The 13,072-nt window shown below is 68.9% G+C and carries 14 protein-coding genes; 13 read left to right on the top strand and 1 reads right to left on the bottom strand.

The genetic code is table 11. The features are described 5' to 3' along the window. Positions 1-4: 4 nt before the first annotated feature. The 7 genes from crcB to mnhG all read left to right on the top strand — a co-directional run bounded on the left by crcB (position 5) and on the right by mnhG (position 6,598). On the top strand, positions 5-391 hold the full coding sequence (gene crcB, locus AC1RAA_RS11410) for a fluoride efflux transporter CrcB (RefSeq protein ID WP_062468679.1): 387 nt from the start codon (positions 5-7) through the stop codon (positions 389-391). Between the two features lie 77 nt (positions 392-468). Further along, positions 469-3,435: a monovalent cation/H+ antiporter subunit A gene (locus AC1RAA_RS11415; RefSeq protein WP_492729288.1), complete on the top strand. Its 2,967-nt coding sequence runs from the start codon at positions 469-471 to the stop codon at positions 3,433-3,435. Continuing rightward, the gene (locus AC1RAA_RS11420) at positions 3,435-3,785 is read left to right on the top strand and encodes a Na+/H+ antiporter subunit C (RefSeq protein WP_056582686.1); all 351 of its coding nucleotides are present in this window, start codon (positions 3,435-3,437) and stop codon (positions 3,783-3,785) included. The genes AC1RAA_RS11415 and AC1RAA_RS11420 overlap by 1 nt, the downstream gene beginning before the upstream one ends. Beyond that, on the top strand, positions 3,782-5,488 hold the full coding sequence (locus AC1RAA_RS11425) for a monovalent cation/H+ antiporter subunit D (RefSeq protein ID WP_159274629.1): 1,707 nt from the start codon (positions 3,782-3,784) through the stop codon (positions 5,486-5,488). The genes AC1RAA_RS11420 and AC1RAA_RS11425 overlap by 4 nt, the downstream gene beginning before the upstream one ends. Continuing rightward, positions 5,485-5,976, top strand: coding sequence for a Na+/H+ antiporter subunit E (locus AC1RAA_RS11430; RefSeq protein WP_062468688.1), 492 nt, complete (start codon positions 5,485-5,487; stop codon positions 5,974-5,976). The genes AC1RAA_RS11425 and AC1RAA_RS11430 overlap by 4 nt, the downstream gene beginning before the upstream one ends. Continuing rightward, complete coding sequence (locus AC1RAA_RS11435) at positions 5,973-6,251, top strand: K+/H+ antiporter subunit F (RefSeq protein WP_062468691.1); 279 nt, start codon at positions 5,973-5,975, stop codon at positions 6,249-6,251. Before AC1RAA_RS11430 ends, AC1RAA_RS11435 begins: the two co-directional genes overlap by 4 nt. After that, entirely contained in the window at positions 6,248-6,598 is a 351-nt protein-coding gene (gene mnhG / locus AC1RAA_RS11440; RefSeq protein WP_062468694.1) for a monovalent cation/H(+) antiporter subunit G, read from the top strand. Before AC1RAA_RS11435 ends, mnhG begins: the two co-directional genes overlap by 4 nt. Positions 6,599-6,613: 15 nt before the next feature. Here mnhG and AC1RAA_RS11445 read toward each other — a convergent pair whose 3' ends face one another. Next, positions 6,614-7,609: an ABC transporter substrate-binding protein gene (locus AC1RAA_RS11445; RefSeq protein WP_492677906.1), complete on the bottom strand. Its 996-nt coding sequence runs from the start codon at positions 7,607-7,609 to the stop codon at positions 6,614-6,616. Positions 7,610-7,729: 120 nt separating this feature from the next. Here AC1RAA_RS11445 and AC1RAA_RS11450 point away from each other — a divergent pair, with 120 nt between their 5' ends. From AC1RAA_RS11450 to AC1RAA_RS11475, 6 genes are all read left to right on the top strand, one after another. Further along, on the top strand, positions 7,730-8,419 hold the full coding sequence (locus tag AC1RAA_RS11450) for a TetR family transcriptional regulator (protein WP_492729286.1): 690 nt from the start codon (positions 7,730-7,732) through the stop codon (positions 8,417-8,419). An 83-nt stretch (positions 8,420-8,502) separates the two neighbouring features. Continuing rightward, positions 8,503-9,315 (top strand): ABC transporter permease, encoded by an 813-nt coding sequence (locus AC1RAA_RS11455; RefSeq protein WP_492729284.1) that lies wholly within the window; start codon positions 8,503-8,505, stop codon positions 9,313-9,315. Next, a complete protein-coding gene (locus tag AC1RAA_RS11460; protein ID WP_492729282.1) occupies positions 9,312-10,361 on the top strand; it encodes an NAD-dependent epimerase/dehydratase family protein in 1,050 nt (349 codons plus the stop codon). The genes AC1RAA_RS11455 and AC1RAA_RS11460 overlap by 4 nt, the downstream gene beginning before the upstream one ends. A gap of 4 nt (positions 10,362-10,365) precedes the next feature. Beyond that, positions 10,366-11,202 carry a GNAT family N-acetyltransferase gene (locus AC1RAA_RS11465; protein ID WP_492740571.1) on the top strand — a complete coding sequence of 279 codons (837 nt, stop codon included), beginning with the start codon at positions 10,366-10,368 and terminating at the stop codon, positions 11,200-11,202. Between the two features lie 12 nt (positions 11,203-11,214). Continuing rightward, positions 11,215-12,282: a dihydrodipicolinate synthase family protein gene (locus AC1RAA_RS11470; RefSeq protein WP_492729278.1), complete on the top strand. Its 1,068-nt coding sequence runs from the start codon at positions 11,215-11,217 to the stop codon at positions 12,280-12,282. Next, a complete protein-coding gene (locus AC1RAA_RS11475) occupies positions 12,279-13,070 on the top strand; it encodes an ABC transporter ATP-binding protein (protein ID WP_139701848.1) in 792 nt (263 codons plus the stop codon). The genes AC1RAA_RS11470 and AC1RAA_RS11475 overlap by 4 nt, the downstream gene beginning before the upstream one ends. The last annotated feature ends 2 nt before the right edge of the window (positions 13,071-13,072 follow it).

Raw genomic sequence — 13,072 nt, forward strand, 5'->3', positions numbered from 1 at the left:
ACGGATGCCTCCTCTATTGCCGGTTCTAGCGATCTGCGTGGGCGCCTCGTGCGGCGCCCTCGCCCGCTGGGGCCTGGGCCTGTGGCTCAACACCGGCGGCCCCGTGCCCTATGGCACGCTGGCCGCCAACCTCGTCGGCGGCTACCTCGTCGGCGTGGCCGTGGCCGTCTTCCAGGCGCTGCCGCAGCTCGACCCGGTGTGGCGGCTGCTGCTCATCACCGGCTTCCTCGGCGGGCTCACGACCTTCTCGAGCTTCTCGGCCGAAGTGGTCGCCCTGCTGCTCGGCGGACGGCCCTTGCTGGCGCTGGGTACCGGCCTGCTGCACCTGTGCGGCTCGCTGGTGCTGACCTGGCTGGGCATCCGCAGCGTGCAGCTCGTGCTGGCTTCGTGACAGCGAAAAAACTGCCCGCGCTCCTGCGGTTATAGACAGGGGCTCTCCAGAGGGTCGGTCGATAGAATCGACCCCCGATGCCCCTCGCCCTTCTCGTCGCACTCCCCTTTCTTGCCAGCGTGCTGGCCGCGTTGATGCCGTCCAACGCGCGCAACCGGGAGTCGACCCTCGCAGGGCTCGTCGCATTGGGCTGCGCGATCCAGGTCGCCTGGCTCTTTCCGCAGATCGCGCACGGCAACGTGCTGCGCCAGGAGATCGAGTGGCTGCCGGCCCTCGGCCTGAACCTCGTGTTCCGCCTCGACGGCTTCGCGTGGCTGTTCTGCATGCTGGTGCTGGGCATCGGCGCGCTGGTGGTGCTCTATGCGCGCTACTACATGTCGGCCTCCGACCCGGTGCCGCGCTTCTTCTCGTTCTTCCTCGCGTTCATGGGCGCGATGATGGGCGTGGTGCTCTCGGGCAACCTGATCCAGATGGTGCTGTTCTGGGAGCTCACCAGCCTCTTCTCCTTCCTGCTCATCGGCTACTGGCACCACCGGCGCGACGCGCGGCGCGGGGCGCGCATGGCGCTCACCGTCACCGGTGCCGGCGGGCTGTGCCTGCTGGCCGGCGTGCTGGTGCTGGGCCGCATCGTCGGCAGCTACGAGCTCGACATCGTGCTGGCCTCGGGCGACATCATCCGCGCGCACGCGCTGTACCCGGTGGCGCTGGTGCTGATCCTGCTCGGCGCGTTCACCAAGAGCGCGCAGTTCCCGTTCCACTTCTGGCTGCCGCGCGCCATGGCCGCGCCCACGCCGGTGTCGGCCTACCTGCACTCGGCCACCATGGTGAAGCTGGGCGTGTTCCTGATGGCGCGGCTGTGGCCCGTGCTCTCGGGCACCGAGCAGTGGTTCTGGATGGTGGGCGGCGCGGGCGCCATCACGCTGCTGCTGGGCGGCTTCGCGGCCATGTTCCAGCGCGACCTGAAGGCGCTGCTGGCCTACTCGACCATCTCGCACCTGGGCCTCATCACGCTGCTGCTGGGTCTGAACAGCCCGCTGGCGGCCGTCGCAGCAGTGTTCCATGTCATGAACCACGCGACCTTCAAGGCGTCGCTGTTCATGGCGGCCGGCATCATCGACCACGAAACCGGCACGCGCGACATCCGCAAGCTCAGCGGCCTGATGCGCCTCATGCCCATCACGGGCACGCTGGCCATCATCGCCAGTGCCTCGATGGCCGGCGTGCCGCTGCTCAACGGCTTTCTCTCGAAGGAGATGTTCTTCGCCGAGACCGTCTTCATCCAGGCCACGCCCTGGATCGACCTCAGCCTGCCGGTCATCGCCACCCTCGCGGGCATCTTCAGCGTGGCGTACTCGGCGCGCTTCGTGTTCGACGTGTTCTTCGGCCCGCCCTGCGGCCCCGACGTGCCCAAGCCCCCGCACGAGCCGCCGCACTGGATGCGCGTGCCGGTCGAGCTGCTGGTGCTGGTGTGCCTGGTGGTGGGCGTGGCGCCGGCCTGGTCGGTCGGCCCGATGCTCGCGGCCGCGGCCACGCCGGTGGTCGGCGGCACGCTGCCCGTCTACAGCCTGGCCGTGTGGCACGGCTTCAACCTGCCGCTGATGATGAGCTTCGTCGCACTGGCAGGCGGCGCCGTGCTCTACCTGCTGCTGCGCCGTCCGCTGGGCAGCGGGCGCCTGGAGCACACGCCGCTGCTGCACCGCTTCGACGGGCAGCTCATCTTCGAACACCTGATCGCGCTGCTGAGCGAAGCCGGCCGGCGCAGCCGCCGCCTCTTCGGCACGCGCCGCCTGCAATGGCAGCTGCTGTGGCTGGTGGTGGTGGCCGTGGCCGGCGCCGCGGCCTCGCTGTGGACCACGCCGGCCGATCGTGGCACGCGCGAGCTGCTGCCGTTCTCGCCGATGTTCGCGATGACCTGGCTCATCGGCTGCACCTGCGCCGTGGCCGCCGCCTGGCAGGCCAAGTTCCACCGGCTCGCCGCGCTGATGCTGGCCGCGGGCGCCGGGCTGGTCTCGTGCGTCACCTACATCTGGTTCTCGGCCCCCGACCTGGCGCTCACGCAGCTGGTGGTCGAGGCCGTGACCACCGTGCTCATCCTGCTCGGCCTGCGCTGGCTGCCGATGCGCAGCAAGGACGTGGTGCAGCCCGCGCGCATGCGGCTGCGGCCCTGGGGTCGGCGCGGACGCGACCTGCTGGTGGCCACCATCGCCGGCTGCGGCATGGCGGCGCTGGCCTGGGCGATGATGACGCGCACCTTCCCGCAGAGCATCTCGCCCTTCTTCCTCGAACGCGCGCTCACCGAAGGCGGCGGCACCAACGTGGTCAACGTGATGCTGGTCGACTTCCGCGGCTTCGACACCTTCGGCGAGATCACGGTGCTGGGCATCGTGGCGCTCACCGTGTATGCGCTGCTGCGGCGCTTCCGCCCGGCCATCGAATCGATGGCGCTGCCCATTCAGCAACGGCTGCAGGTCGACGACGGCAGCAGCGACCTGCTGAACCCGCGCCGCGCCACCGACTCCGCCATCGGCTACCTGATGGTGCCGGCCGTGCTGGTGCGCCTCGTGCTGCCGGTGGCCGTGCTGGTGTCGGTGTACTTCTTCATGCGCGGCCACAACGCACCGGGCGGCGGCTTCGTCGCGGGGCTGGTGATGTCGGTCGCGCTGGTGCTGCAGTTCATCGTCTCGGGCACCGAGTGGGTGGAGGAGCACCTGCGCATCTACCCGCGCCGCTGGATCGCCATCGGCCTGCTGTTCGCGCTCGCCACCGGCGGCGGCGCGATCGTGTTCGGCTACCCGTTCCTGACCACGCACACCGCGCACGTGCACGTGCCGCTGCTGGGCGACATGCACGTGCCCAGTGCCCTCTTCTTCGACATCGGCGTGTTCGCGCTGGTGCTCGGCGCCACCATGCTGATCCTGACCGCGCTGGCCCACCAGTCCATCCGAAGCCACCGCTGGGCCGACGAACAAGAAGAGAAAGAAGCGCAGGCCCGCGCCGCCGCCGAAGCCGAAGAGGCTGCCACCGCCACCGGAGGGGCCCGCTGATGGAAATCGTGCTGGCCATCGCCATCGGCGTGCTCACCGGCTCGGGCGTGTACCTGCTGCTGCGTCCGCGCACCTTCCAGGTCATCATGGGCCTGACGCTCATCTCGTACGCGGTCAACCTGTTCATCTTCAGCATGGGCCGGCTCAAGGTCGACAGCGAGCCGGTGCTGGTCGAAGGCTTCAAGGCCACGCTGGCCAACACGGCCGACCCGATGCCCCAGGCGCTGGTGCTCACGGCCATCGTGATCGGCTTCGCGATGACCGCCCTGTTCCTCGTGGTCATGCTCGCCTCGCGCGGCCTGTCGGGCACCGACCACGTGGACGGTGAAGAGCGGGAGGCCGTGGAATGAACGACCTCTTGCACCTGCTCGACCGCTTCCTCGAGTTCAGCATGCCGCACCTGGTGGCAGTGCCCATCCTCGTGCCCATGCTCACGGCGGCACTGATGCTGCTGATGAACGAGAACCACCGGCGCACCAAGTCCTTCCTCAGCGTGGTCTCGGGCCTGGTCGGCCTGCTGGCCGCGCTGGCGCTGCTGCGCTGGGTGAACGCGGCCGACACCGGCGGCGGCCCGGGCTCCATCGGCGTGTACCTGCCGGGCAACTGGCGCGCGCCCTTCGGCATCACGCTGGTGGCCGACCGGCTCTCGACCATGATGGTCGCGCTCACGGGCGTGGTGGCCTTCGCGGCGTCGATCTATTCGACCTCGCGCTGGGACCGCGCGGGCGTGCACTTTCATCCGCTGCTGCAGCTGCAGCTCATGGGCCTGAACGGCGCCTTCCTCACGGGCGACCTGTTCAACCTGTTCGTGTTCTTCGAGGTGATGCTGGCGGCCTCGTACGGCCTGCTGCTGCACGGCTCGGGCCGGCTGCGCGTGCGCGCCGGGCTGCACTACATCGCGATCAACCTCGCGGCCTCGTCGCTGTTCCTGATCGGCGCGGCCATCCTGTACGGCGTGACCGGCACGCTCAACATGGCCGACCTGGGCGCGCGCATCGCCGAGCTCGCGCCGGGCGACCGCGGCCTGGTGCACGCGGCCGCGGCCATCCTGGCCACCGCGTTCTTCGCCAAGGCGGGCGCGTGGCCGCTGAACTTCTGGCTGGTGCCGGCCTACAGCGCGGCCGTGTCGCCGGTGGGCGCGGTGTTTGCGCTCCTGACCAAGCTCGGCGTGTACACCGTGCTGCGCCTGTGGACCGTGCTGTTCGCGCCCGACACCGGCGCCTCGGCCGCCTTCGGGCAGGCCGCGCTGGTGGGCGTGGGGCTGGCGACGCTGTTCGTGGGCGCCATCGGCATCGTCGGCACGCAGCGGCTGTCGAACCTCGCGGGCTTCAGCGTGCTGGTGTCGGCGGGCACGCTGCTGGCCGCCGTCGGGCTGGGCGATCCGGCCGTGTGGGCGGGTGCGCTGTACTACATGCTGAGCTCGACGCTCGCGGTGGCGGCCTTCTTCCTGCTGATCGACATGATCGAGCGCTGGCGCAACGCGGGCATGAGCGTCGCGCCGCACGAGGCGGCGGGCAACGCGCCCTTCCTGGCCGAAGACCTGCGCGCACTCGACGACGTGAACCTCGACGACGACGCCCAGGCGCTCTACGGCCGTGCCATTCCGGCGGGCGTGGCCTTCCTGGGCCTGAGCTTCATGCTGTGCACGCTGCTGCTGGCGGGCCTGCCGCCGCTGTCGGGCTTTGTCGGCAAGTTCGCGATGCTCTCGGGCCTGCTCGACGGCAGGACCGTGGCCTCGGCCGGCTGGACCTTCCTGGGCCTGCTGATCGTCTCGGGCTTTCTCTCGCTGATCGCCCTGAGCCGCACCGGCATCCGCCATTTCTGGACGCAGCCCCACGCCACCATGCCCTCGCTGCCCGCGCTGGAGGTGCTGCCGGTGGCCGCCCTGCTCGCGGCCTGCGTGGCGCTCACGGTCTGGGCCGAGCCCGTGATGCAGCACGCGCAGGCCACCGCCGGCGGCCTGCGCACGCCCACTGCGTACCGCGAGGCCGTGCTCGGTGCCAAGCAGAAGCCCAACCCGGTGCCCGCGAAGAAAGAGGAGGCCAAGCCATGAAGCGCTTGATGCCTTCCCCGCCGCTGTCGTTCGCGCTGTTCGTCATCTGGCTGCTGCTCAACCAATCGCTCGAAGCGGCCACGCTGCTGTCGGCCGCGCTGCTCGCCATTGCGGTGCCGCTGATCACCAAGGGCCTGCGCCCCGCCACCGTGCGCATGCGCCGCCCCGGCGTGGCGCTGCGGCTGTCGTTCCTCGTCACCTTCGACATGCTGAAGTCGGCGTACGACGTGGCACGGCTGCTGCTCACGCGCCGCACCGCCGACATCTCTGCGCGCTTCGTGCAGATTCCGCTGGACATGCGCGACCCCAACGGCCTCGCCGTGCTCGCGATGATCATGTGCCTCACGCCCGGCACGGCCTGGGGCGAGGTGTCGTTCGACCGCACCACGCTGCTGATCCACGTGTTCGACCTCGAGGACGAGGCGGCCTTCATCGCCCTGATCAAGACCCGCTACGAACGTCCGCTGATGGAGATTTTCGAATCATGACGCCTGTTCTCTTCTGGGCCCTGAAGGCCGCGCTCTTCCTGCTGGCCGTGGCGATGCTGTGCGCGCTCTTTCGCCTGCTGGCCGGCCCGTCCGCGCAGGACCGCGTGATGGCGCTCGACTGCCTGTACATCAACGGCATGCTGATGATGCTGGTGCTCGGCATCAACTACGCGAGCAGCGTGTACTTCGAGGCGGCGATGCTGGTAGCGCTGTTCGGCTTCGTGGGATCGACCTCGATCGCCAAGTTCTTGCTGCGCGGGGAGGTCATCGAATGAGCGCCACCGCACTTCCTCTTTGGGCGGAGATCATCACCGCCGTGTTCGCGGTGCTGGGCGCGGCCTTCGCGGCCATCGGCTCCTTCGGCCTGGTACGCATGCCCACCTTCTTCCGCCGCATCCATGCGCCCACGCTGGGCGCCACGGTGGGCGCCTGGTGCCTGACGGTGGCCACCATCGCCTACTTCTCGGTGCAGGGCTTCAGCCTGTTCCTGCACGCGGTGCTGATCGTGCTGTTCATCGTGCTGACGGCGCCGATCACCACCATCTTCCTGATGCGTGCCGCCCTCTTCCGTGAACGGCAGAAGGGCAACACGAAGGTGCCGCCCTCCTCCGAGTCGCGCTGAAGCGGCTTCTTCCCATCAGTTGGGCGCCATGCGCACGCCCTTGTCGAGGAACTCGTTGGTAAAGAGCGTCGCAGGGTCGTAGGCCTTGTCGATGCCGATCAGCGAGGACACGAGCTCGTAGTCGGCCTTCACGCGTGCACCGTCGAAGGCGCCGAGTGCCACCTTGGTGGTGGTGTCGTCACGCATCAGCTGCTTGATGCGGTTCCACTGGTCGCGCTGGTTGTCGGGCGTGAGGCCGCTCACGCTGGCCTGCAGCGCCTGCAGGCAGGGCTCGAAGCTCTTCACGCAGGCCTCGTAGGCGCGCTGGGTCACGGCGACGAACTTCTTCACCTGGCCGGGGTTCTTCGCGAGGTACGGGCCGTTCACGATCAGCGAGTTGCCGTACACGTTCACGCCCGCGTCGCGCCACGGCTGGAAGCCCAGGTCGGCGCCGAACTCGCGCGCCTTCAGGTCGTGCTCGTTGTAGAAGTCGCTGATGATGTCGACCGACTTGCTCTTCAGCGCCGCCACCTTGGCCTGCGGGCTCACGTTGACGAAGGTCACGCTGGCCGGGTCGAGCCCCACCTTCTTGGCGAAGGCCGGCCACATGAGGCGCGCGGCGTCGCCCGGCGGGTTGCCGATCTTGCGGCCCGCGAAATCTTTCGGCCCGTTGATGCCCGACGACTTGAGCCAGTAGAAGCCCTGCGGGCTGTTGGCGTAGATGACCATCACGGCCTTCACGTCGGCGCCCTTGCCCTTGGCCTGGATCGTGGTGGGCAGGTCGGAAATCCCCAGGTCGCTGCCGCCGGTGCCCACGCGCTGCGCCGACACGGCCGAGCCCTTGCCGGCCTCGATGTTCAGGTCGATGCCCGCCTCGGTGTACCAGCCCTTGGCCTTCGCGAAATAGATCGGCGCATGATCGGCCGTGGGTGTCCAGTTGAGCATCAGGCTCATGGCATCGGCCGCGAACGCGGCGGGGGCCGAGGCCATGAGCAAGGCGGTGGCGCCGGCGGCCGACAACAGCTTTTTCATGCGGAACACTCCAAAAGAAGGTAAAAACAGGTCCTGAAATTCATATTACCAACTGTTTGGTTGACAGGCAATCCAGATCATCCAGACTGCGTTGCCCCTGCCGGGAGAATCAAAAACACCATGACCGCCACCAAGCCCGCGAGCCCCGCCACCCCCGCCCGCACCGCCGTCGCCACGAAACGCGAGCGCGATCCCGTCGCCGCCAAGCAGGCCCTCATCGCCGCCGCGGTGGCCGAGTTCGCCACCAAGGGCTTCGCAGGCGCGCGCGTCGACGAGATCGCCGCCAACGCCGGGGTCAACAAGCAGCTCGTGTACCACTACTTCGACAGCAAGCAGGGGCTGTACCTGGTCGCGCTCGAATCGGTCTATGCCGAGATCCGCGAGAAGGAACAGAAGCTCACGCTCGATGCACTCGAGCCGCTGGAGGCCATGAAACAGCTGGTGGCCTTCTCGTTCGACTACCTGGCCGAGCACCCCGAGTTCATCGCGCTGCTGGCCGACGAGAACCGCAATCACGGCGCGCACCTGCGCGAGTCGGAGCGGCTGCAGAAGATGCACTCGCCCTTCATCGAGATGCTCGAAGCCACGCTCGAGCGCGGCGTGGCGGCCGGCGTGTTCCGGCCCGACTTCGACGCGATCAACCTCTACATCTCGATCGCCGGCATCTCGTACTTCTTCTTCTCCAACAACCACACGCTGTCGGCCATCTTCGGCAAACCGCTCGATGCGCGCGGCGCGCTGCTGCAGCGGCGCCGGCACGTGATCGAGTTCGCGCTCAACGCCTTGCGGCCCGACAAGGCCAATGCATGAAAATTATCAACTAGTTGGTTGACTCGGGTCGTGGCGACTCCTATGATTCGCCGCATTGCTTCTTCCCTGACCCAGGAACAGACATGACGGCACCCGACGGCGCGCTGGCGCCCCTCGCTTCCACGCCCCTGTCGGGCGAGCGCCCCGAATGGCAGCGCTGGTCCCTCGTGGTCGCGGTGCACCTGGCGGGCATTGCGCTGTGGGAGCTCGCGGTGCGGGTCTTCGCGGTCCAGCCCTTCATCCTGCCGGCGCCCTCGAAGGTGCTGGCCACGCTGGCCAACCCGAACTACAGCTGGCTCAAGAACACCGGCGTCACCGCGCTCGAAGTGTTCGGCGGCTACGCACTGGGCCTGGTGCTCGGCATTCTTTGCGCCCTGCTCTTCATCACCAGCAAGCGGCTGATGCTGCTGGTGTTTCCGCTGCTGGTCACGCTCAACATGATTCCGAAGGTGGCGATGGGGCCGCTGGTGATCGTGTGGTTCAGCTACGGCATCGGGCCGAACATCCTCATCACGTTCAGCCTGTGCTTCTTCCCGATCCTGCTGACCACCATCCGCGGCCTGAACGAGACCGAGCCCGAGCTGCTCGACCTCGTGCGCGCGCTCAAGGGCTCGCGCTGGCAGCTGTTTCGCTACATCCAGCTGCCGGGCTCGCTGCCGTACGTGTTCTCGGGCATGAAGGTCGCCACCATCCTCGCCGTGGCGGGCGCGGTGGTGGGCGAGTTCATCGCCTCGGAACGCGGCCTGGGCTATCTGATGATCCAGGTCCAGGCCTCGCTGGACACGCCCGCGGTCTTCATGGCCGTGCTGCTCATCACGGGCCTGGGCGTGCTGCTCTATCTGCTGGTGCTTCTGCTGGAGCGCCTCTTCATCACCCAGGACGCAAGAATCCAATGACCTCCACGCCTGTCCTCGACGACCTGCCCTTTCCCGAGCGCTTCGAGAGCGAAGCCGCGCTTGAAGACTACCTGGCCACCCCTTCGCGCGACCTCGTGCGCGACATGGCCCGCCTCGACGGCGACCTGATGATCCTCGGCGTGGGCGGCAAGATGGGCCCCACGCTGGCCCGCCTCGCAAAGAACGCCATGCCCGGTCGCCGCGTGATCGCCGTCGCCCGCTTCAGCGAAGCCGGCGTGCGCGAGGCGCTCGAGGCGCACGGCATCGAGACCATCGCCTGCGACCTGCTCGACCGCGTCGCCATCGCCGCGCTGCCGCCGTGCGCCAACGTGGTCTTCATGGCCGGGCGCAAGTTCGGCGCCGACGCCGACAACCCGCTGACCTGGGCCATGAACGCACACGTGCCGGCGCTGGTGGCCGAGCACTTTCACGCCTCGCGCATCGTCGCCTTCTCGACCGCCTGCGTGTACCCCTTCGTGCCGGTGACCAGCCAGGGCGCAAGCGAGAGCGACGCGCCCAACCCGCCCGGCGAGTACGCCAACTCGTGCGTGGGCCGCGAGCGCATGTTCGAGTACTTCTCGCAGCGCCACGGCACACCCGGTCGCCTGTTCCGCCTGAGCTACGCCATCGACCTGCGCTACGGCGTGCTGGCCGACGTGGCGCTCAAGGTGTGGCGCGGCGAGCCGGTCGACGTGACCATGGGCCACGTCAACGTGATCTGGCAGGGCGACGCGAACGCGCAGGCGCTGCGCTGCCTCGCGGCGGCCACCGTGCCGACCTCGCCGCTCAATGTGAGTGGGCCCGAGACCACGTCGATCCGCTGGCTCGCGGAAGAATTCGCACGCCAGTTCGATAAGCCCGTGACGATCACCGGGCAAGAGGCGCCGACCGCCTGGCTCATGAACACTGGCGAGGCCGAGCGCCTCTTCGGCTACCCGCGCGTGCCGCTGGCGCAGCAGATCCGCTGGGTGGCCGACTGGATCTCGCGCGAACAGCGTCAGTACGGCAAGCCCACGAAGTTCGAATCGCGCGACGGCAAGTACTGAGCCCATGACCATGCCCGCCGTCGAAGCACTCTCGTCGATCACGCCCGGCATCGCCCCGATGCTCGACGCGCTGGTTGCCGCGAGCGGCTGGAACCAGACCGCGCACGACTGGCGGCTGTTCGAGCGGCTCGGCACGGTGCATGGCGTGCGCGACGGCGAGGGCCAGCTCGTCGCGAGCGGCGCGGTGCTGCCAATGGGAGGCGTGGCCTGGATCAGCATGATCCTCGTGATGCCTGCCGCGCGGGGGCAAGGCCTGGGTCGCGCGGTGTTCGCGCGCTGCCTTGAGCAAGTGAAAGCCGCTGGCCTCGTCGCCATGCTCGACGCCACGCCGCAGGGCGAGCCGCTCTATGCGAGCTTCGGCTTCACGCCGCTGTGGCGCCTCACGCGCTGGCAGCGCGAGGCCGCACCCGCCACCGCATCGCTCGCCACCGACAAGCCAGCCCTCGACAACCTGGCGGCGCTCGACGCGCAGGCGCTGGGCTTCGCACGCCCCACCGTGCTCGCCGACCTGCTCGGGCGCGACGACAGCCGCTGCGTGCGCAACGGCCTGGGCTTCGGTCTCGTGCGCGCGGGCCGCACCGCACACCACATCGGGCCGCTGCTGTCGTCGGACGAAGCCGTCGCCGCCGCGCTGCTGACGCAAGCTGCGCGCGGCATCGACGGCCGCATCTACGTCGACGTGCCCGACGACCGCAAGACCATGACCGCCGCGCTGCACGCCGCCGGCTTCACGCCCCAACGCGGCTTCGCACGCATGGCGCTGGCCACGCGCGAAGGCGCGCAGCCGCCCACCGGACACCCCGCCTTCATCCACGCCATCGCCGGCCCCGAGTTCGCCTGAGGACCTTCGCCCATGCCACTGAACCGCTCCGACCTTCCCGCCGACGTGCTTGCGCTGCTGTCGCAAGGCACCGTCATCCCGGCGCATCCGCTCGCACTCGACGCCGATCGCCAGCTCGACCGCCAGCGCCAGCGCGCGCTCACGCGCTACTACGTCGATGCCGGCGTGGGCGGCCTCGCGGTGGGCGTGCACACCACGCAGTTCGCGATCCGCGAGCGCGGCCTGTATGCCACCGTGCTCGAAGCCGCGATGCAAGACCGCCTGGCCTGGAACGACCGCCCGATGGCGATGATCGCGGGCCTGTGCGGCCCGACCGCGCAGGCGCAGGCCGAGGCGCGCACCGCCGTGGCTCTCGGCTATCACGCGGGGCTGCTGAGCCTCGCGGCGCTGGCCGGCTCGTCGGAAGACGCGCTCATCGCCCATTGCGAGGCGGTGGCACAGGAGATTCCGCTGATCGGCTTCTACCTGCAGACCGTGGTCGGCGGCCCGATCCTGTCGAGCGACTTCTGGCGCCGCTTCGCGCTCATTCCCAATGCGCTGGCGATCAAGGTCGCGCCCTTCAACCGCTACCGCAGCATCGACGTGGTGCGCGGGCTGGTCGATGCGCGCGCCGAGGAGCGCGTGTTCCTCTACACCGGCAACGACGACCACATCGTGCTCGACCTGGCGCTGCCCTTTGCCGCGATGCGCGACGGTGCGCCCGTGCAGGTGCGCTTTCGCGGCGGCCTGCTGGGCCACTGGTCGGTGTGGACATCGAGTGCGGTACACCAGCTGCAGCAGATCAAGGCCGAGCTGGCCGCCAGCGGCGGCGCGCTGAGCCCCGCCCTGCTCGCACTCGATTCGCGCGTGACCGACTGCAACGCCGCCTTCTTCGACGTGGCGAACAACTTCCACGGCTGCATCGCGGGCTGCCACGAGGTGCTGCGGCGCCAGGGCCTGCTCGAAGGCATCTGGTGCCTCGACCCCGAAGAAGGCTTGGGCAAGGGCCAGCCGGCGGAAATCGACCGCGTCTACCGCCAGCATGGCGACCTCGCCGACGACGCCTTCGTGCGCGACAACCTGGCACGGTGGCTCGCATGAGCGCCGTACTCGCGCCCGCGCAGGAGGCGCCGCTGATCCGCATGCGGCAGCTGCGCAAGGTCTACCGCAAGCGCAACGAGGAGTTCCTCGCCGTCTCCGACGTCACGATGGACGTGCATGCGGGCGACATGATCTCGCTGGTCGGCCCCTCGGGCTGCGGCAAGTCGACGCTGCTGAAGATTCTGTCGGGCCTGCACGGCCACGACGGCGGCACGCTCGAGATCGGCGGCCCTGGCGGTACGGGCTTCAACCCGGGCCGCGACGTCGGCATGGTGTTCCAGCAGCCGCTGCTGCTGAAGTGGCGCACCATCCTGGAGAACGTGCTGCTGCCCGCCGACATCCTCGGGCTGGACCGCAAGGCCGCCAAGGCACGCGCGCACGAACTGCTCGACATGGTCGGCCTCACGGGTTTCGCCGACAAGCTGCCCTACGAACTCTCAGGCGGCATGCAGCAGCGCGCGGCCATCGCGCGTGCGCTCATCCACGACCCGAAGCTGGTGCTCATGGACGAGCCTTTCGGTGCGCTCGATGCGCTCACGCGCGAGAAGATGAACCTGGAGATGCTGCGCATCTGGGAGCGCAGCCGCAAGACCTTCATCGTGGTCACGCACAGCATCCAGGAGGCGGTGTTCCTGGGCTCGCATTGCGCCGTGCTCACGGCCGGGCCGGCACGCATGGCCGACTTCTTTCGCATCAATCTGCCCGAGCCGCGCAAGCTGCACGTGAAGACCAGCCCCGAGTTCGGCGAGTACGTGCGCCGCATCTACGACCTGCTGGGCGTGGACTGAGC

This window comes from Variovorax sp. GW823-FHT04F07, from assembly GCF_058795995.1.